At 66.5% G+C, this 20389-nt stretch carries 15 protein-coding genes and 1 pseudogene; 8 read left to right on the top strand and 8 right to left on the bottom strand.

The features are described from left to right. Window positions 1-33: 33 nt before the first annotated feature. The 8 genes and pseudogenes from mfd to A5625_RS29775 all read left to right on the top strand — a co-directional run bounded on the left by mfd (window position 34) and on the right by A5625_RS29775 (window position 9731). Window positions 34-3690: a transcription-repair coupling factor gene (mfd, locus tag A5625_RS00225; RefSeq protein ID WP_197515892.1), complete on the top strand. Its 3657-nt coding sequence runs from the start codon at window positions 34-36 to the stop codon at window positions 3688-3690. Beyond that, window positions 3687-4724 (top strand): nucleoside triphosphate pyrophosphohydrolase, encoded by a 1038-nt coding sequence (locus A5625_RS00220; protein ID WP_066988385.1) that lies wholly within the window; start codon window positions 3687-3689, stop codon window positions 4722-4724. Before mfd ends, A5625_RS00220 begins: the two co-directional genes overlap by 4 nt. Window positions 4725-5042: 318 nt before the next feature. Further along, window positions 5043-5771 (top strand): lytic transglycosylase domain-containing protein, encoded by a 729-nt coding sequence (locus A5625_RS00215; protein ID WP_156747778.1) that lies wholly within the window; start codon window positions 5043-5045, stop codon window positions 5769-5771. A 58-nt stretch (window positions 5772-5829) separates the two neighbouring features. Then, a complete protein-coding gene (gene eno / locus A5625_RS00210) occupies window positions 5830-7119 on the top strand; it encodes a phosphopyruvate hydratase (RefSeq protein WP_066988383.1) in 1290 nt (429 codons plus the stop codon). Window positions 7120-7144: 25 nt separating this feature from the next. Beyond that, complete coding sequence (locus A5625_RS00205) at window positions 7145-7858, top strand: septum formation initiator family protein (RefSeq protein ID WP_066988382.1); 714 nt, start codon at window positions 7145-7147, stop codon at window positions 7856-7858. Beyond that, window positions 7851-8339 carry a DUF501 domain-containing protein gene (locus tag A5625_RS00200; protein WP_066988381.1) on the top strand — a complete coding sequence of 163 codons (489 nt, stop codon included), beginning with the start codon at window positions 7851-7853 and terminating at the stop codon, window positions 8337-8339. Before A5625_RS00205 ends, A5625_RS00200 begins: the two co-directional genes overlap by 8 nt. Further along, entirely contained in the window at window positions 8333-9289 is a 957-nt protein-coding gene (locus A5625_RS00195) for a Ppx/GppA phosphatase family protein (protein ID WP_066988380.1), read from the top strand. Before A5625_RS00200 ends, A5625_RS00195 begins: the two co-directional genes overlap by 7 nt. An 84-nt stretch (window positions 9290-9373) precedes the next feature. Continuing rightward, a pseudogene (locus A5625_RS29775) lies at window positions 9374-9731 on the top strand (hypothetical protein). A 17-nt stretch (window positions 9732-9748) separates the two neighbouring features. Here the strand turns inward: A5625_RS29775 and A5625_RS00185 are convergent. The 8 genes from A5625_RS00185 to A5625_RS00150 form a co-directional block, all read right to left on the bottom strand. Continuing rightward, window positions 9749-10432 carry a response regulator gene (locus A5625_RS00185; protein ID WP_066988378.1) on the bottom strand — a complete coding sequence of 228 codons (684 nt, stop codon included), beginning with the start codon at window positions 10430-10432 and terminating at the stop codon, window positions 9749-9751. Further along, window positions 10429-13005 carry a sensor histidine kinase KdpD gene (locus tag A5625_RS00180; protein ID WP_066988377.1) on the bottom strand — a complete coding sequence of 859 codons (2577 nt, stop codon included), beginning with the start codon at window positions 13003-13005 and terminating at the stop codon, window positions 10429-10431. Before A5625_RS00180 ends, A5625_RS00185 begins: the two co-directional genes overlap by 4 nt. Window positions 13006-13016: 11 nt before the next feature. Beyond that, window positions 13017-13940, bottom strand: coding sequence for a potassium-transporting ATPase subunit C (locus tag A5625_RS00175; RefSeq protein WP_066988376.1), 924 nt, complete (start codon window positions 13938-13940; stop codon window positions 13017-13019). 1 nt (window position 13941) lies between these two features. Continuing rightward, a complete protein-coding gene (gene kdpB / locus A5625_RS00170; RefSeq protein ID WP_066988375.1) occupies window positions 13942-16098 on the bottom strand; it encodes a potassium-transporting ATPase subunit KdpB in 2157 nt (718 codons plus the stop codon). Then, window positions 16098-17768, bottom strand: a complete 1671-nt coding sequence (kdpA, locus tag A5625_RS00165) for a potassium-transporting ATPase subunit KdpA (RefSeq protein ID WP_066988374.1) — start codon at window positions 17766-17768, stop codon at window positions 16098-16100. The genes kdpB and kdpA overlap by 1 nt, the downstream gene beginning before the upstream one ends. 85 nt (window positions 17769-17853) lie before the next feature. Next, entirely contained in the window at window positions 17854-17937 is an 84-nt protein-coding gene (locus A5625_RS28810; protein WP_156747776.1) for a potassium ABC transporter ATPase, read from the bottom strand. 357 nt (window positions 17938-18294) lie between these two features. Next, window positions 18295-19830, bottom strand: coding sequence for a cell wall metabolism sensor histidine kinase WalK (locus tag A5625_RS00155; RefSeq protein WP_066988373.1), 1536 nt, complete (start codon window positions 19828-19830; stop codon window positions 18295-18297). Continuing rightward, a partial coding sequence (locus A5625_RS00150; RefSeq protein ID WP_066988372.1) for a response regulator transcription factor occupies window positions 19827-20389 on the bottom strand: 563 nt, incomplete at its 5' end. The genes A5625_RS00155 and A5625_RS00150, both read right to left, overlap by 4 nt.

The raw sequence follows: 20389 nt of genomic DNA, 5'->3' as shown, positions 1-20389 counted from the left end.
CTGTCGCTGAGGGCCCCTAGAATGGAATTCATCATGACCGCACCGGGGGCTGCTCGCCCAGAAACCCCGATCGCGGGGCTCGTTGAACTGGCGCTCACCGCGCCGACCTTCCAGCAGCTGATCGGCAGCGCGTCCGCTTCGCCGGCGGAATTACACCTGGTGGGTCCAGCCAGCGCGCGGCTGTTCGTCGCCAGTGCGCTGGCGCGGTTGGGTCCGTTACTCGTAGTCACCGCGACCGGGCGCGAAGCCGACGACTTGACCGCTGAACTGCGCGGCGTCTTCGGCGATGCCGTCGCGGTCTTCCCGTCCTGGGAAACGCTGCCGCACGAGCGGCTTTCGCCCGGCGTCGACACCGTCGGCGCCCGTTTGACGGTGCTGCGCCGACTGGCTCATCCCGACGATGCGCGGTTGGGCCCGCCACTGCAGGTGGTGGTGACCGCGGTGCGCTCGCTGCTGCAGCCGATGACGCCGCAGCTGGGGCTGATCGAACCGGTCACGTTGAGCGTCGGCCAGGAAATCGAATTCGAGGGCGTGATCGCCCGGCTCGCCGAGCTGGCCTATACCCGGGTCGACATGGTGGGCCGGCGCGGCGAGTTCGCCGTGCGCGGCGGCATTCTCGACGTCTTCCCGCCGACCGCCGAACACCCGGTGCGCATCGAGTTCTGGGGTGACGAGGTGAGCGAGATGCGGATGTTCTCGGTCGCCGATCAGCGCTCGATCCCGGAGATCGAAGTCGACACCGTGATCGCGGTGGCCTGCCGTGAACTGCTGCTCACCGACGATGTGCGGGCGCGCGCCGCCGAGTTGTCCGCGCGGCACCGCACCACCGAACCCGCCATCACCGGCAGTGTCACCGACATGCTGGCCAAGCTCGCCGAGGGCATTGCGGTGGACGGCATGGAGGCGCTGCTGCCGGTGCTTCGGCCCGGCGAGCACGTGCTGCTGACCGACCAATTGGCCCAAGGCACACCGGTTTTGCTGTGCGATCCGGAAAAGGTCCGCACCCGCGCCGCCGATCTGATCAAGACCGGCAGCGAATTCCTCGAAGCGTCATGGTCGGTCGCCGCGTTGGGCACCGACGCCCCGGTGGACGTTGCGCAGTTCGGCGGATCGGGATTCGCCGAACTCGACGACGTGCAGGCCGCCGCGACGCGCGCCGGGCATCCGTGGTGGACGTTGAGTCAGCTGTCCGATGAGTCGGCCGTGGAACTGGACATCCGCGCGGCGCCGTCGGCTCGCGGGCATCAGCACGACATCGACGGCATCTTCGCGATGCTGCGCGCCCACGTCACCACCGGCGGCTACGCCGTCATCGTCGCGCCCGGCACCGGTACCGCCCATCGCGTGGTGGAACGGCTGGCCGAATGTGACACACCCGCCGCCATGCTCGACTCGGGCGCGGCTCCCAAGATCGGGGTGGTCGGCGTCCTCAAGGGTCCGCTGCACGACGGCGTGATCATCCCCGGCGCCACCCTCGTGGTGATCACCGAGACCGACCTGACCGGCAGCCGGGTGACCGCCGTCGAGGGCAAGCGCCTGGCGGCCAAGCGGCGCAACACCGTTGACCCGTTGGCGCTCACCGCCGGCGATCTGGTGGTGCATGACCAGCACGGCATCGGCCGCTTCGTCGAGATGGTCGAGCGCACCGTCGGCGGCGCCCGCCGCGAGTACCTGGTGCTCGAATACGCGTCGAGCAAGCGAGGCGGCGGATCGGACAAGCTGTATGTGCCGATGGATTCGCTGGACCAGCTGTCCCGGTACGTCGGCGGCCAGGCGCCGGCGCTGAGCCGGCTCGGCGGCAGCGACTGGACCAACACCAAGACCAAGGCGCGCCGCGCGGTCCGCGAGATCGCCGGGGAACTGGTGTCGCTGTACGCCAAACGGCAGGCCAGCCCCGGGCACGCATTCGGGCCGGACACCCCCTGGCAGGCCGAGATGGAAGACGCGTTCGGCTACACCGAGACGGTCGACCAGCTCACCGCGATCACCGAGGTCAAGTCCGACATGGAAAAGCCGATCCCGATGGATCGGGTGATCTGCGGCGACGTCGGCTACGGCAAGACCGAGATCGCGGTGCGGGCGGCGTTCAAGGCGGTCCAGGATGGCAAGCAGGTCGCCGTGCTGGTGCCCACCACGCTGCTGGCCGATCAGCATCTGCAGACCTTCAGCGACCGGATGACCGGGTTCCCGGTGACCGTCAAAGGCTTGTCCCGGTTCACCGACGCGGCCGAGTCACGCGCCGTGGTCGACGGCCTGGCCGACGGATCGGTCGACATCGTGATCGGCACGCATCGGCTGTTGCAGACCGGGGTGCGCTGGAAGGACCTCGGCCTGGTGGTGGTCGACGAGGAGCAGCGGTTCGGCGTCGAACACAAGGAGCACATCAAATCGCTGCGCACCCACGTCGATGTGCTGACCATGAGCGCCACGCCGATACCCCGGACGCTGGAGATGAGCCTGGCCGGCATCCGGGAGATGTCGACGATCCTGACGCCGCCCGAAGAGCGGTATCCGGTGCTGACCTACGTCGGCCCGCACGACGACAAGCAGGTCGCGGCCGCCTTACGGCGCGAGCTGCTGCGCGATGGGCAGGTCTTCTACGTGCACAACCGGGTCAGCTCGATCGATCGGACCGCGGCGCGGATCCGCGAGCTGGTGCCCGAGGCGCGGGTGGTCGTCGCGCACGGGCAGATGCCCGAAGAACGGCTGGAACGCACCGTGCAGGGGTTCTGGAACCGCGAATACGACATCCTGGTGTGCACCACGATCGTGGAGACCGGGCTGGACATCTCCAACGCCAACACGCTGATCGTCGAGCGCGCCGATACCTTCGGCCTATCCCAGCTGCACCAGCTGCGCGGCCGGGTCGGCCGCAGCCGTGAGCGTGGTTACGCCTACTTCTTGTATCCGCCGCACGCGCCGCTGACTGAGACGGCCTATGACCGGCTGGCCACCATCGCGCAGAACAACGAGCTGGGCGCGGGAATGGCCGTCGCGATGAAGGACCTCGAAATCCGCGGCGCCGGCAATGTGTTGGGTGTCGAGCAGTCCGGCCATGTCGCCGGCGTCGGTTTCGACCTGTACGTCCGGTTGGTGGGCGAGGCGGTGGAGGCCTACCGGGCGGCCGCCGACGGCCAGACGGTCACGACGGCCGAGGAGCCCAAGGACGTGCGCATCGATCTGCCGGTCGATGCCCACTTGCCGCCGGACTACATCGCCAGCGACCGGCTGCGCCTGGAGGCGTACCGACGGCTGGCCGCCGCAGCCTCCGACGGCGAGATCGACGCGGTCGTGGAGGAGCTCATCGACCGTTACGGGGCGCTGCCCGAACCCGCCCTGCGGCTGGTGGCGGTGGCGCGGCTACGGCTGCTGTGCCGCACCGCCGGCATCACCGAGGTGTCGGCGCCGTCGGCGTCCACCGTGCGGCTCGCGCCGATGACGCTGCCGGATTCGGCCCAGGTGCGGCTCAAGCGGATGTATCCGGCCGCGCACTACCGTGCCACCACATCCACGGTGCAGGTTCCCATTCCGCGCGCCGGCGGTGTGGGCGCGCCGCGGCTACGCGATGTCGAGCTGGTGCAGATGGTGGCCAACCTGGTGACGGCACTGCAAGGTAAACCACAGCAAGAAATTGATATAACGAGTTCGTCACCTGCGGCGATGGCCAGGGAGGAGCGACAAGCACGATGATCGTCGTCTTGTTCGACCCCCGCCGCCCGTCGCTGGTGCCCATCGAGGCCATCGAGCACCTGACCGGCGAGGTGCAATACACCGAGGAGATGCCGGTCGCGGTGCCCTGGTCGCTGCCCGCGGCGCGTCCGGTGCACTCCGGTGAAGACGCCCCGGTGCTGCTGTCCTCGGACCGCGACCACCCCGCCGTCACCGCCCGGTTGGCGGCCGGAGCACGGTTGATATCGGCGCCCGAGACACCGCGCGGCGAGCGGCTGGTCGACGCGGTGGCGATGATGGACAAGCTGCGCACCGCCGGGCCGTGGGAAAGTGAGCAAACCCACGACTCGCTGCGCAGGTTTCTGCTGGAGGAGACCTACGAACTGCTGGACGCGGTCGGCAGCGGCAACGCCGAGCAGTTGCGCGAAGAACTCGGTGACGTGTTGCTGCAGGTCCTCTTCCACGCCCGCATCGCCGAGGACGCGTCACAGTTCCCCTTCACCATCGACGATGTCGCCGCCACCCTGATGCGCAAACTCGGCAACCGGGTGCCGGGAGTCCTTGCTGGACAATCTATCTCGCTCGAAGAGCAGCTGGCCCAGTGGGAAGAGCGCAAGGCCGCCGAAAAACCGCGTAAATCGGTGATGGACGAGGTGCACACCGGGCAACCGGCATTGGCGCTGGCGCAGAAGGTGATTCAGCGTGCCGAGAAGGCCGGTCTGCCCGCCGACCTGATCCCTGCCGAGATCACCTCGATCTCGGTGTCGGCCGATGTCGATGCCGAAAGCGCGCTGCGCGCAGCTGTTCTGGATTTCGTGGAGACGGTCCGCGCTGCCGAGCGGTCGATCGCGGCCGCGCGCCGCGGCACCGGTGTTCCGGAGGAGTTCGACGTAGCCCCACTGGGGGCGATCTCTGAGGAACAGTGGCGCGAGCACTGGCCGCCCGGTGCACCGGTGCTGGACGATCTGCCACAGCGCTCGACGCGCGAGACCGACGGCGAGGCCGACTCGGCCGCCGAGGAATCCGCCGCCGACGCCACGGTTGACGATGCTTGACGGGCCGTCGAATGTATGCAGCGGCCTATGCCGCGCGCTATTCACCTCTTTCGGCATTCCGTCCGAGCGATCGCCGCGATGTTTGCCGAATTTGTCGTCGGCCGCTCGGTAATATCGCGGATGAGGTTGCGAATCACCGTGGTCGGAGTCGCTCTGACTGCGCTAGCCAAAGCGACCGGCAGCTAACCATGGATTAGCTGAAACCGACAATACGTCGGTGCGCCGAGGCCCGAGGTAACCGAGTAGTCGCCGAACGCATGGGACGATGGTGTGGCGGAAGTTGGTGCAGGCGAGTTTAGGGGAGCTCAGGAAAGCATGGTGTCGCCGAGGCGTTGGATGCGCGCGGCCGCCGTGATTGGCGCGACCGCGATTGTGCTGGCCTCCAGTTGCACCTGGCAGCTCAGTCTGTTCATTCCCGACGGCGTCCCGCCACCGGCCGGAGATCCGGTGCCGGCGGTGGACACTCATGCCAGCGGTCGGCCCGCGGATCAGTTGCGGGACTGGGCCGAACAACGCTCGGCGGCATTGGAGATCCCGGTGATCGCGCTCGAGGCCTACGCCTATGCGGCCCGGGTCGCCGAAGTCGAGAACCCGAAATGCCACATCGCGTGGACCACCCTGGCCGGCATCGGGCAGGTCGAGAGCCACCACGGCACCTATCGCGGCGCACGGCTGGCCCCCAACGGCGATGTGAGCCCCCCGATTCGGGGTGTCCGCCTGGACGGCAGCGGCGGCACGCTGCGCATTGTCGACACCGAGGAAGAGGTCACCGACGGGGACGGGGTGACCCGGGCCATGGGGCCGATGCAGTTCATCCCGGAGACGTGGCGGCTCTATGGTGTCGATGCTCACAACGACGGCCGCCTCAGCCCGGACAACATCGACGATGCCGCGCTCGCGGCGGCGGGTTATCTGTGTTGGCGTGGAAAGGATCTCGCAACGCCGCGGGGCTGGGTCACCGCGCTGCGGGCCTACAACAACTCCGGCGTCTACGCGCGGGCGGTGCGCGATTGGGCGACCGCTTACGCGAAAGGTCACCCGCTGTAGCAGGATGTATCGCTGACCGGCGAAAGCACGCACCGGCTAGGAACGCAAGGAGAACTCAGTGCCGATTATCGAGCAGGTGGGGGCCCGCGAGATCCTCGATTCCCGTGGTAACCCGACAGTCGAGGTCGAGATAGCCCTGATCGACGGAACGTTTGCCCGCGCGGCGGTGCCGTCCGGCGCGTCGACGGGCGAGCACGAGGCCGTCGAGCTGCGCGACGGCGGTGAGCGTTACGGCGGCAAGGGTGTGCAGAAAGCGGTGCAGGCCGTGCTGGACGAGATCGGTCCGGCGGTGATCGGACTGAACGCTGACGATCAGCGGTTGGTGGACCAGGCGCTGCTGGATCTGGACGGTACCCCCGACAAATCGAGGCTGGGCGGCAACGCAATCCTGGGCGTGTCGCTGGCGGTGGCCAAGGCCGCCGCCGATTCCGCCGCGCTGCCGCTGTTCCGCTACCTCGGCGGCCCGAACGCGCACATCCTGCCGGTGCCGATGATGAACATCCTCAACGGCGGCGCGCACGCCGACACCGCCGTCGACATCCAGGAGTTCATGGTGGCGCCGATCGGCGCGCCCAGCTTTGCCGAGGCGCTGCGCTGGGGTGCCGAGGTGTATCACGCGCTGAAGTCGGTGCTGAAGAAGGAGGGGTTGAGCACGGGCCTGGGCGACGAGGGCGGTTTCGCTCCTGATGTGGCGGGCACCACCGCGGCTTTGGATTTGATCAGCCGGGCCATCGAGTCGGTCGGTTTCAAACTCGGCACCGATGTGGCGCTGGCCCTCGATGCGGCGGCCACCGAGTTCTTCACTGACGGGACCGGCTACAAGTTCGAGGGCAGCACCCGCACGGCGGAGCAGATGGCGGAGTTCTACGCCGGGCTGCTCGGCTCGTATCCGCTGGTGTCGATCGAAGACCCACTGTCGGAAGACGATTGGGCGGGCTGGGTGACGTTGACCGCGGCGATCGGTGACCGGGTGCAGCTGGTCGGTGACGATATCTTCGTCACCAATCCCGAACGTCTGGAAGAGGGCATCGACAAGGGCGTGGCAAACGCGTTGTTGGTCAAGGTGAATCAGATCGGCACGCTCACCGAGACGCTGGATGCCGTCGCGCTCGCCCACCACAGCGGCTATCGCACGATGATGAGTCACCGCAGCGGCGAAACCGAGGACACCACGATCGCCGATCTGGCGGTGGCGGTCGGCAGCGGCCAGATCAAGACGGGTGCGCCGGCCCGCAGCGAGCGGGTCGCCAAATACAACCAGCTGCTCCGGATCGAGGAGGCGCTCGGTGACGCCGCTCGCTACGCCGGCGACCTGGCCTTCCCACGGTACGCCGTGGAGGCGAAATAGCTTGATGTGCAACGGCTGATGCGACATGCCTGACGCGAAACGGCCCGACTCGAAACGGCGCTCCCCGGCATCGCGCCCGGGGAAGGCCGGCGAGTCGGTTCGGCGCCGTCGCTCGGCCAAGCCGTCATCCAAGCCGGCTTCGCGAACGTCGCCCACGGCGAACCAGACCGGCCGCAACGCCACGCGAACGCAGCAAGAGCATCTCGTGGAGCCGATCGCGCGTCAGGCCGCCGAATCGGTCGAGCAGCGCTCCGAGCAACGGCTGGGTTTCACCGCGCGCCGCGCAGCGGTGCTGGCCGCGGTGATCTGCGTGCTGACGCTGACCATCGCCGGACCCGTGCGCACCTATTTCGCTCAGCGCACCGAGATGAACCAGCTGGCCGCCAGCGAAGCCGCATTACGCCGTCAGGTCGCAGACCTCGAGCAGCGAAAGGCCAAACTCGCTGACCCGGCTTACATTGCGGCGCAAGCCCGTGAGCGGCTCGGGTTCGTCAAGCCCGGCGACATCCCGTTCCAGGTTCAGCTTCCGCCGTCGGCGGCCGAGCCCACCCAGCCGGGATCCCCGTCAGCCAAACCGGCCAACAGCGACCCGTGGTACACCTCGCTGTGGCACACCATCGCCGACGCCCCGCACCTGCCGCCGGCCAATCGTCCGGTCCCCGAAGCCCCGCCAGCTCCGGCCGAACCGGGATCGCCCGGCCCGGTGCCCGCTCCGAATCCCACGGGTCCCGGTGGTTGATCGTGCCGACCTGGAAGCGGTGGCGCGCCAGCTGGGGCGCGAACCGCGCGGGGTACTCGAAATCGCCTACCGATGTCCCAATGGTGAACCGGGCGTGGTGAAGACAGCACCGAGACTTCCCGACGGCACCCCGTTTCCGACGTTGTACTACCTGACCCATCCGGCGCTGACGGCCGCCGCCAGCAGACTGGAGACGACTGGGCTGATGCGTGAGATGACCGAACGGCTGGGCCAGGACCCGGAGTTGGCCGCCGCATACCGGCGCGCCCACGAGTCGTACCTGGCCGAACGGGACGCGATCGAATCGCTGGGGACCACGTTCTCCGGCGGCGGAATGCCCGACCGGGTCAAGTGCCTGCACGTGCTGATCGCGCATTCGCTGGCCAAGGGTCCTGGGGTGAACCCGTTCGGCGACCAGGCGCTGGCGATCCTGGCCGGTGAGCCCGCGATGGCCGGCGTGTTGGTGGAGGGCCAATGGTGAACGGCAGGCTGGCGGGAATCGACTGCGGTACCAACTCGATTCGGTTGCTGATCGCCGACTTCGACGGCGGCAGGCTGCGCGATGTGCACCGGGAGACACGCATTGTCCGGCTGGGTCAGGGTGTCGACGCGACGGGTGAATTCGCCGCGGACGCGATAGCCCGGACCCGGGCGGCGCTGACCGACTATGCCGCCTTGCTGGATCGGCACGGTGTGCAACGGGTGCGGATGGTGGCCACCTCGGCCGCCCGTGATGTCGCCAACCGCGATGCCCTCTTCGCGATGACCGCCGATGTATTGGGTGCGGTGCTGCCCGGATCGGTGGCGGAGGTGATCACCGGCGCCGAAGAGGCTGAGCTCTCGTTCCGCGGTGCAGTTGGCGAATTAGACAGCGCGGCTGGACCTTTCGTCGTTGTCGACCTGGGCGGCGGCTCCACCGAAATCGTGACCGGCGGCGGTGCTGACGACGGAGTGACGGCCAGTTACTCGGCCGACATCGGCTGCGTGCGGCTGACCGAGCGCTGCCTGCATTCGGACCCGCCGACGCCGCAGGAAGTGGCGGCGGCCCGACAGGTGGTGCGCGAGCGTCTCGACGTCGCGCTGGACGTGGTTTCGGTCGAGGGGGCGAAGACCTGGGTCGGACTGGCCGGGACGATGACCACGCTTTCCGCGCTGGCCCACAACATGACGACGTATGACTCTGCGGCCATTCATCTTTCGCGCGTCGCCGGTGATGACTTGCTGTCGGTGTGCGAAGGGCTGATCGGCATGACGCGAGCCGAGCGTGCGGCGCTGCCGCCGATGCACGAGGGGCGGGCCGACGTGATCGGCGGGGGAGCGATTGTGGTCGAAGAGTTGGCGCGCGAGTTGCGGGCCCGTGCGGGCATCGACGAGCTGACGGTGAGTGAGCACGACATCTTGGACGGCATCGTGTTGTCCATTGCCGAGTAAGTCACATACGCCACACCGGTCTCTGGAAAAGTGGGCACCGCTTTTGCCCGCCTCGTAGCGACAACTTGAGGCGATGTCATACCGATATGCCACGCTGCGGCAATGAACCTTGAAGGAATCGAGCTCCGCTACGTGCTCACGATGCACCTTGCTCATAATGGCAGGGCGACCATCGCCGAAATGATGGAGTCGCTTGAGAGGCAGGGTTTTTGGGTCCCGGGTAGGGCATCAAAAGTCATCTCGGATGCTTTGCGTTGGGAGGTTGGCCGCGACAGGGCCCGTCGGCTGGGTCGAGCTTTGTACGGGCCGGGGTACATCCCGCGCAGCACCGAGCACCGAATACACCAGCGCGTGCTCGCATTGCGGGCGGACGCGAAGTTGTCGCTGTGAGGCGGGCACAAGACCGAGTGCTTCCGAGCGGAGGCGCATGGTGCGCATGTGACTTAAGCTGACCGAGCGTCACGCCTCGAATCGATACCCCATGCCCGACTCGGTCAGCAGGTGCTTGGGGTGCGACGGGTCGTTTTCGAGTTTCCGGCGCAGCTGCGCGAGATACACACGTAGATAATGTGTTTCGGTGGCATACGCCGGGCCCCACACCTCTTTGAGAAGTTCCTCGCGGCCGACCAGCTTGCCGCGGTTGCGGACGAGGACCTCGAGCATTCCCCACTCGGTCGGGGTGAGGTGGACTTCGCTTCCGTCCTTGGTGACCTTCTTGGCAGCCAGGTCGACCGTGAACGACTCGGTTTCGATCACCGGCTGCTCCAGTTCGGAGGCCGCGGAGTTGCGGCGCACCGCCGCGCGCAGCCGCGCCAGGAACTCGTCCATCCCAAAGGGTTTGGTCACGTAGTCGTCGGCGCCGGCGTCGAGGGCCTCGACCTTGTCCGACGAATCGGTGCGCGCCGACAACACGATCACCGGTGCGGTGAGCCATCCGCGCAGACCGGCCAGCACGTCGATTCCGGAGATGTCGGGCAGGCCGAGGTCGAGGATCACCACGTCGGGTTTGTGCTCAGCGGCAGCCCGCAACGCTCCGGCACCGCTCGACGCGGTGATCACCTCATAGCCGCGCACCGACAGATTGATGCGTAGCGCACGCAGGATCTGCGGTTCGTCGTCGATCACCAAAACGCGTGTTGTCATAACGCATCCACCGGTGGTGGCGCAGCCAAATCCACGATCACGGTCAGCCCGCCTCCCGGGGTGTCGGTGGCCGTAATTGTGCCGCCCATCGCTTCGACAAAACCCCGCGCCACCGACATGCCCAGGCCGACGCCGGTGGTGTTGTCGTGATCGCCGAGCCGCTGGAACGCTTCGAAGATCTGTTCCTCGGCGCCATGCGGAATTCCGGGTCCTTCGTCGATGACGTTGATCAGCACACGATCACCCACCCGCCCGGCGTTGACCCGCACCACACAGTGCGGCGCATAGCGCAGCCCGTTGTCAATCAGGTTGGCCAGCACGCGTTCCAGCAGTCCGGCATCGGCCATCACCATGGCATCGGCCACGTCGACCTTGACCCGGTCGATGGCGGACCGGAAGAAACCGGTGGCGCCCTTGCCGATGCTGATCAGAGCGCGCTGCACGGTCTCCTCCAGGTAAACCCGGCGCAGATCAGGATGGATCACCCCGGCGGCCAAACGCGATGAATCGAGTAGGTTTCCGACCAACGCGGTCAGCTGATCGATCGACTCCTCGATGGTGGCCAGCAATTCCGCGGTGTCGGCGGGGGAGAAGGCGACGTCTTCGGCGCGCAGGCTGGAGACGGCGACCTTAGCCGCCGCCAGCGGCGTACGCAGGTCGTGGCTGACCGCCGACAGCAGGGAGCGGCGCAGCTCGTCGGCCCGCACGATCGCCTCGGCGCGGCTGGCTTCCTCGGCGAGTTCACGCTGTCTGATCAGACTTGCGGCCTGCCTGGCCACCGCACCAAGTACCCGCCTGTCCCGCGCGGAGAGCTTTCGGCCTGCCAGCAGCATCCAGAATTCGTCGTCGCCTACCTCGATCGCGGTGTCGGCGGAATCGACTGTGACACAGGGATCTCGGCCCACACAGGCGACGATGTCGTTCTTCTTGCCTTCCGCGCGAGTGTCTTCACCGGCTTCGCGCAGCATACTGACGGCCCGCTGGGCATAGGTCTCCCGCACCCGTTCGAGCAGGGTTTCCAGGTCGGCACCGCGCAGCACCGAACCCGCGAACAGGGTCAGCAGTTCGGCCTCCTGCGAAGCGCGACGAGCTTCCCGGGTGAGTTTGGCGGCAAAGTCGACCAGCACCGCGACGGCGACCGCGATGAGCAGCAGCACCAATTCGGTGATGGCACTGTTGGGTTCGGCGATGGTGAAGCTGTGCCGCGGGGCGATCAGGAAATAATTCAGCAGCAACCCGGACAGCACCGCCGAAAGTGCCGCGGGCGCAATACCTCCCAACAGCCCCACCAGCAGCACCCCGACAAAGAACAGGGCGCTCTCGCCGCCGGTGTCCAGATAAGGGTCCAGCGTCGTCACGGTGATCGCGCAGATCACCGACGGGACGATGAAGGCCGCCAACCACGACGCCACCCGCCGCTCGCGCGGCGCGAGTGAGGAGGCGCGGAAACCACGTTTGGATTCCTCGTGGGTGACCAGGTGCACGTCGATCTTCCCGGACAGCTCGACGATCCGCGGGCCGATGCCCTCCTCGAAGAGCCGCGCCCAGCGCGACCGTCGCGACGTGCCGATCACCAGCTGCGTGGCGTTCATTTCACGGGCGAACTCGAGGAGGGCCTGGGGAACCTCGTCGCCCACCACGGTATGCATCGACGCGTCCAGGCTGCTCGCCAGTTCCCGGATCTTGGCCATCCGCGACTCCGACAGGCCGGCCAGACCGTCACCGCGGATGACGTGCACCACCATCAGCTCGGCGGTCGACTTCGACGCGATCCGGGACGCCCGTCGTACCAGCGTCTCGGACTCGGGACCGCCGGTGACCGCCACGACTACCCGCTCGCGGGCCTCCCACATGTCGGTGATCTTGTTCTCGGCCCGGTACTTGGCCAGCGCGGTGTCGACCTGGTCGGCAAGCCACAGCAGCGCCAATTCCCTTAGCGCGGTCAGGTTTCCACGGCGGAAGTAGTTCGACAGCGCCGCATCGATACGCTCGGGAGCGTACACGTTGCCGTGAGATAACCGACGCCGCAACGCTTCTGGTGTGATGTCGATGAGCTCCACCTGTGACGCCTGACGCACAACCGAGTCCGGTATCGTCTCCTTCTGCTCAATACCGGTGATCTGCGCGACGACGTCGTTGAGGCTTTCCAGGTGCTGCACGTTGACCGTAGAGATCACGGTGATCCCGGCGTCGAGCAATTCCTCGACGTCCTGCCAGCGCTTGGGGTTTTTGCTGCCCGGCGTATTGGTGTGCGCGAGTTCGTCGACCAGGACGACATGGGGATGGCGCGCCAGCACGGCCGGCACGTCGAGTTCGGGAAAGCTGCCGCCGCGGTATTCGATATAGCGCGGCGGGATCACCTCGATGCCCTCAAGCAGCTCAGCGGTTTTCGACCGCCCGTGGGTTTCCACCACACCCGCGACCAAATCGGTACCGCGTTCCAGCCGCCGATGTGCTTCGCCCAGCATCGAGTACGTCTTACCCACACCCGGAGCCGCACCAAGGTAGATGCGTAGCTCCCCGCGCTTGGGATGGTGGTCGCGGAGGCTGACGTCACTCACGTCAACCATCATCCCCCTCATCGCTAACTCGTGACCGGATACCGGTGGTCGAGTTGCAGATTTAGTTGCAGCACATTCACGCGCGGTTCGCCGAAAAATCCGAGTTCGCGACCGCTCTGGTTCCGCGCGATCAGCTCACGTACCTGGTCTGCGCTGACGTGCCGCACCTTGGCCACCCGGGCGACCTGAAGGTCGGCATAGGCAGGTGAGATGTCCGGGTCCAGGCCGCTGCCGCCGGCGGTCACCGCGTCGGCCGGTACCGCCGGCTGCGCGGGAGCGGCGCCGCGGATCGGCACGGTCTGCCCGATCGAGTAGTCCTCGCCGAACTTCGCGCATTCCACCCGCACACCCTCGTAGAGGGTGACGAACGGCGCGCTTGTCGAGCCGCACGGTTCGTTGACGCTGACCACCCGGGTCGGGTGGATGACGTTCCCGCGCCCATCGCGGGGACCGATCACCGACAGCACCGCGCCCACACCGCCGCCCGTGCAGAAGGGCCGCGACCCGTCGACGCCTTCCAGCTTGCCGACCGCAGCGCTGCGCGAGCACACCGTCGTCAGCAGGCTCGGTTTGAAGCCCGCATCCGACGCGGACTTGCCCGCCGCCAGCTGCGCCGGATCGGCGGGCGTGTCGACGATGCTTTCCGGTCCGAGGTTGCTGCCACCCGACGACATCGGGTCATACCCGCTGCCGGCCGCCGAGGGCCGGCTCTGGAAATACTGCGGCAGGGGGTTTCCGTCCTTGTCGGTGAACGCCTGGCCGATCAGCCTGCTACCCACCGGCTTTTCGCCGGCGGTGAGGATCGACCCTTCGGCATGGTCGCGCAAGCCGGGAAGCTGCGCGACCACCCAGATGAACAGGGGATAGGCCAGGCCGGTGATCGCGGTCAGCACCAGCAGCGTACGCAATGCCGCCCAATGCAGGCGGACGAAATTCGACAACGTCATGTCAGGACATCCCTGGGATGAATTGGACGATCAGGTCGATCAACTTGATTCCGATGAACGGGGCGACGATGCCCCCGAGACCGTAGATGTACAGGTTGCGGCTCAACAGCTTTGACGCACTGCTCGGGGTGTACCGCACGCCGCGCAGCGAAAGCGGGATCAGCGCTACGATGACGATCGCGTTGAAGATGACCGCGGACAGAATTGCCGATTGCGGGCTGTGCAGCCGCATCACGTTGATCAGGTCGAGACCGGGGAACAGCGCGACGAACATCGCCGGGATGATGGCGAAGTACTTCGCGATGTCGTTGGCGATCGAGAAAGTGGTCAGCGCGCCCCGGGTGATCAGCAATTGCTTGCCGATCTCGACGATCTCGATGAGTTTGGTGGGGTCGGAGTCCAGGTCGACCATGTTGCCGGCCTCTTTGGCGGCCGACGTGCCGGTGTTCATCGCTACGCCCACATCGGCTTGAGCCAGGGCGGGGGCGTCATTGGTGCCGTCGCCGGTCATCGCGACCAGCTTGCCGCCTTCCTGCTCCCGCTTGATCAAGTCGAGCTTGTCCTCGGGGGTGGCCTCGGCCAGGAAGTCGTCGACGCCGGCTTCATCGGCAATTGCCTTGGCAGTCAACGGGTTATCACCCGTGATCATCACCGTGCGAATGCCCATCTTGCGCATCTCGTCGAACCGCTCGCGCATGCCCTGCTTGACGACGTCCTTGAGGTGGATGACACCGAGAACCGCCGCTTCGCCATCGACGCACTCCCCGACCACCAGCGGCGTACCGCCGCCGGCAGAGATGCCGTCGACGACCTGGCCGAGCTGCTGGGGGATCTTACCCCCTTGGCTGCGTACCCATTCCGCGACCGAGCTCGCCGCACCCTTGCGCAACAGGTGCCCGTCGAGGTCGACGCCCGACATCCGGGTGGTAGCAGAGAACGCCACCCATTGGGCCTGGGACAGCTCACCCGGTGTGCGGGCCCGCAACCCGAAGTGCCGCTTGGCATATACGACGACCGAACGCCCCTCGGGTGTTTCGTCGGCCAGGCTGGACAACTGCGCGGCGTCGGCCAGGTGTTCGGCAGAGACGCCGTCGAGGGGGATGAAGGCCGCGGCCTGCCGGTTGCCCAGCGTGATGGTGCCCGTTTTGTCCAGCAGCAGCGTGTTGACGTCGCCGGCGGCTTCGACCGCCCGCCCGGACATGGCGAGCACGTTGCGCTGCACCAGCCGGTCCATGCCGGCGATGCCGATGGCCGACAGCAGTGCGCCGATCGTCGTCGGGATCAGACATACCAACAACGACACCAGCACGATGCCGGTCACACCGGTTGCGTTGAGTGCCTGGCTGTTCGGGACGCCGGGATTGTTCGCCTTGGAGTAGATCGCCAACGGCTGCAAGGTCGCGACGGCGAAGACGAAGATGATCGTCAACGCGGCCAGCAGGATGTTCAGCGCGATCTCGTTCGGGGTCTTCTGCCGGTTGGCACCCTCGACGAGGGCGATCATCCGGTCGATGAAGCTCTCGCCGGGCTTCTGAGTGATCTTGACGACGATGCGGTCGCTGAGCACCGTGGTACCGCCGGTGACCGCCGAACGGTCGCCGCCGGACTCGCGGATCACCGGGGCCGACTCGCCCGTGATGGCCGATTCGTCCACTGAGGCAATGCCTTCCACGACATCACCGTCACCGGGGATCACCTGACCCGCCTCGACCACGACGATGTCGCCCTGCTGCAGCTGCGGCGCGGCGACCGCTTCCTCGACCGAGGCGGCCCCGGGCGCCCAGTTTTTGAGTCGTCGGGCCAGCGTTTGGGTTTTGGCCCGCCGCAGCGTTTCGGCCTGGGCCTTACCCCGGCCTTCGGCCACCGCTTCGGCGAGATTGGCGAACAGTACGGTGAGCCACAACCAGATCACGGTCAGCCAGGCGAACCAGGTCGGGTCGATGATCGCCAGCGCGGTGCTCCAGACTGCACCGATCTCGACGATGAACATCACCGGATTGCGCCACAGCGTGCGCGGGTTCAGCTTGCGCAGCGCATCCGGTGTGGCCTTCCACAGCATCTTCGGGTCGAGCAGGCCGCCCTGCACCCGTTTTCGGCCGGAGGAAGCCGCTGGCTGGATCTGGTCGGTGGGGTTGGTGGCGGTCGCGGTCGCGGTCATCAGTGAATTCCTTCAGCGAGAGGCCCGAGCGCGAGCATGGGCAAGAACGTGAGGGCAACGACAATCAGCGTGACGCCGGCCACCATGCCGACGAACTGAGGCCGATGGGTGGGCAGCGTGCCCGCCGAATCCGGTGTGCTGCCCTGCTTGGCCAGCGACCCGGCCAATGCCAGCACCAGCACGATGGGCAGGAACCGTCCGAATATCATGGCCAGACCGAGAGCGGTGTTGTACCAGTCGGTATTGGCGCTCAACCCGGCGAAAGCCGACCCGTTGTTGTTGGCCGCCGAGGTGAATGCGTAGAGAACCTCGGAGAGCCCGTGCGGACCGCTGTTGGCCATGCCGGCCCGCTCGCCGGGCAGCGCCATCGCTATCGCGGTGCCGGTCAGCACGAGCAACGGCGTGACCAGGAAATAGCTTGCGGCAAGCTTGATTTCGCGCGGGTTGATCTTCTTGCCGAGGTACTCCGGAGTGCGCCCGACCATCAGACCCGCGACGAAAACGGTGATGACTGCCAGCACGAGCATGCCGTACAGGCCCGAGCCCACACCGCCGGGGGCAACCTCGCCCAGCTGCATGTTGAACATGGTGATCATGCCGCCGAGGCTGGTGAGGGAGTCGTGGGTGGAGTCGACGGCGCCGGTGGAGGTGAGCGTCGTCGCCGCGGCGAACACCCCCGAGTCGGCCACCCCGAAGCGTTGCTCGACGCCCTCCATCGACGCGCCGATCGAGGTCGGCACCGTGCCGTGGTGCTGCAACTGGAGCCACAGCATGAAGGTGGTGCTGAGGGTGTAGAGCGTAGCCATCACGCCCAGAATTGCGTAACCCTGCTTGGTGTTACCCACCATGCGCCCGAAGGTGCGCGGCAGCGAGAAGCCGATCACCACGATCAGGAAGATCTCCAGCCAGTTCGTCCATGCGGTCGGGTTCTCAAACGGGTGGGCGGAGTTCGCGTTGTAGAAGCCGCCGCCGTTGGTGCCGAGCTCCTTGATGACCTCCTGGCTGGCCACCGGGCCGCCGGTGATGGTCTGCTGGGTTCCGTTGAGTGTCGTGATGACCTGGTCGTGCAGGTGGAAGTTCTGGATCGCCCCGCCGGCCACCAGCAGAATCGCGCTGATGACGGCGATCGGCAGCAGGATGCGCAGGGTCCCGCGCACCAGGTCGACCCAGAAGTTGCCCAGCTCGCCGGTGCGCTTGCGGGCAAAGCCGCGCACCAGCGCGACGGCCACCGCCATCCCGACGGCGGCCGAGACGAAGTTCTGCACGGCCAGGCCGGCCATCTGCACCAGGTGGCCCTGGGTGGTTTCGCCGGAGTAGGCCTGCCAGTTGGTGTTGGCGACGAAGCTGACCGCGGTGTTCCACGCCAGCGCGGGTGTCATCTTGGTTGCCGGATCATGCAGATGCAGCGGTAACTTGCCCTGCACGAGTTGAAGTGCGAACAGGAACAGGAGGCTGACCGACGAGAACGCCAACACGCTTCGCGCGTAGGCGCCCCATGTCTGCTCGGAGCGGGCATCGACACCGATCAGTCGATAGATCACTCGCTCGACGTAAAGGTGTCTTTCCGACACGTACACGCGAAACATGTAGTCCCCGAAGGGGACATGCACTACCGCCACCGCCGCTACGAGAACGACGAAAAACACAATCCCGGCTGTTGTCGCGGTCACTAGAACCGCTCCGGAAAGAGCAGGGCGGCCCCGACGTAGAGCGCAATGACAACGGAAAGCACCAAGCCGACTACGTTTTGATAGTTCATAGCCGTTCGACCAACTTCTGTGCCAGGCCGAGTGCGGCGAACACCGCCACGGTCAGCACGACGTACACCACCACGCCCATCTCTTCTCCGTTCGGCGCCGACGCATACCAAAGGAACATCAACGAGCCCGCCGCAGTATGTGGTGATCGCGAGCGCGGCGTAGCCGGGCACAGCGGTCATCACCATCAAGCGACAGTTCGCCGACAAGGTCAGCTCGAAATTAGCTGGATGTCATCCGCCGTGGGCCTTCAGTTGACGCTTTCCTAACGGGGGCACTGTGCACATTTACGCTTTCTTAACGCCCCCGGGGGCGTCGTCTGGCCGTCGCTGCACCGGCGCGACGCCGGGTAGGCCGCACTATTCGAGGCGGCCGTCAATCGTCATCTGCGGCAACGGTATCCATTGTCATTGGTGTCACCCGACGCTGCGGCGGCGAGCTAGCGTACCGGCTTGTTGGCGGATGACTCGACGATCAACGGCAGCCGTACCCGGAAGATGGTGCTGCCCTCAGTCGATTCGGCGGTGACCGAGCCGTGATGGGCCTTGACGATCGAACTGACGATTGCCAGACCCAGCCCGTTGCCCGAACCGTCGGATCTCGACTTGTCCGCCCGAACGAATCGCTCGAACAACTTGGGCAGGAGTTCGGCGTCGATGCCCGGACCGTCGTCGGTGACGGTCACTTCCGCGTAAGGCGGCTCGGGACCGCCACGGTGGCAGGTGATTCCGGTCGTCACCGTGACTCCGGGCGGCGTATGCACGCGGGCATTGCTGAGCAGATTGCTCACCGCCTGATGTAACCGGGCATGGTCGCCTCGCACCCATACCGGCCCGTCGGGCAGCTCTTTGGCCCAGTGGTGCGTCGACGCGGCCACCGTCGCGTCGTTCACCGCATTGCTGACCAACTCGGCCAGGTCGACTTCTTCGGACTCCAGGTCTTGGCCTTCGCCCAGCCGGGAGAGCAGGAGCAACTCGTCGACAAGCAAGGCCATCCGGCGCGCCTCGGATTCGATGCGGGCCAACGCGTACTCGGTGGTCGGCGGCAGCGTCGAACTGTCCTGGCGGGTGAGTTCGGCATAACCCTGAATGGCCGCCAGCGGCGTGCGCAACTCGTGGCTGGCGTCGGTGATGAACTGGCGCATCCGCAGATCGGAATCGACGCGATACGCCAGCGCGCTGTCGACGTTGTCCAGCAAGCGATTCAAGGTGTGGCCGACGATCCCGACCTCGTTTTGCGGGTTGGTGTCCTGCGGTGGTACCCGGACGCTGATCCGGTGATCGTCGTCGGTGAGCGGCATGGCGGCGACACCGGCGGCGATCACCGCCAATCGGCGCAACGGACGAAGCGCGTACCCGACCACCCACATGGTGAGTCCGGCGGTGAGCACCAGCGCCGCGGCGGTGAGCACGATGGTGGTGAGCTGTTTGCGGGCGATGATTCGGTCGGCGAGGTTCTGCGACATCCCGACCACCAGAACGTCGGGCCCGTCGGCTGTGCTGGCGACGCGGTACGGCCCTAGCTTGCCCAGTACTTCGGTGTGCGGCGGTCCGTCACGCCATGATTGCCCTTCTAGGTCACGCACGACGTCGGCCGGCGCCGGTTTTGGTTCGTCTTCTGAGAAGACCGCCGACCCGATCACCTTGCCGTTGTGTAGCACAGCGATCAAGTTTCCCGGCGTCTGCCCGGTGAACTCCAGCATCGCCTGCGCAATCGGCGGCGTGCCGGGATGCGGTGAAGCGTGTTCGCCGGTGCGGTATTTGGTGTACTGGTGGTTGAACGCGTCCAGGGACTCGGTGACGTCGGCGTCGCTCATGGCGTTGACGTAGCCGCGCAGGCTCAGCACCGAGACGATGCCGACCGTCACCAGCACCATGCTGACCACGGCCAGCACGCCCAACAGCAGTTGGCGGCGCAGCGAATGGGGAAACCACCGGGGGAAGTCCCCGGACGAGCCGCCCCGCTCTCGGGTCATTCCGCCGGCCGCAGCATGTACCCCACACCGCGGACGGTATGAATCATCGGTTCCCGGCCGGAGTCGATCTTCTTCCTCAAGTACGAGATGTAGAGATCCACGATGCTGGTGCGTCCGGCGAAGTCGTAATTCCAGACACGGTCCAGGATCTCGGTGCGGCTCAGCGCGCGGCGCGGGTTGCGCATCAGGAAGCGCAGCAATTCGAATTCCGTGGAGGACAGCGATATTGGGGTGCCATTGCGGGTGACTTCCCGGCTGGCGCTGTCGACCTTGAGATCGCCGACTTTCAGTGTTTCGGCGTTCGGCGCGGGTTGCTGGCTGGAACGGCGTAGCAATCCGCGCAGTCGGGCGACCAATTCCTCGAGGCTGAACGGCTTGGTCATGTAGTCGTCGGCGCCCGCGGTCAGGCCGGTGACCCGGTCCATGACCGAGTCGCGCGCGGTGAGGAAAAGCGTCGGGGTGTAGGCGTCGGATTGCCGGACCCGTTCCAGGATTCGCAACCCGTCCACATCAGGGAGCATGATGTCGAGGACCAGGACGTCGGGGCTGACCCGCTCGA

This window comes from Mycobacterium sp. 1465703.0, assembly GCF_001672975.1.
In the GTDB taxonomy this organism is placed as follows: Bacteria; Actinomycetota; Actinomycetes; order Mycobacteriales; family Mycobacteriaceae; genus Mycobacterium.
This window is presented reverse-complemented; position numbering and strand designations above follow the sequence as displayed.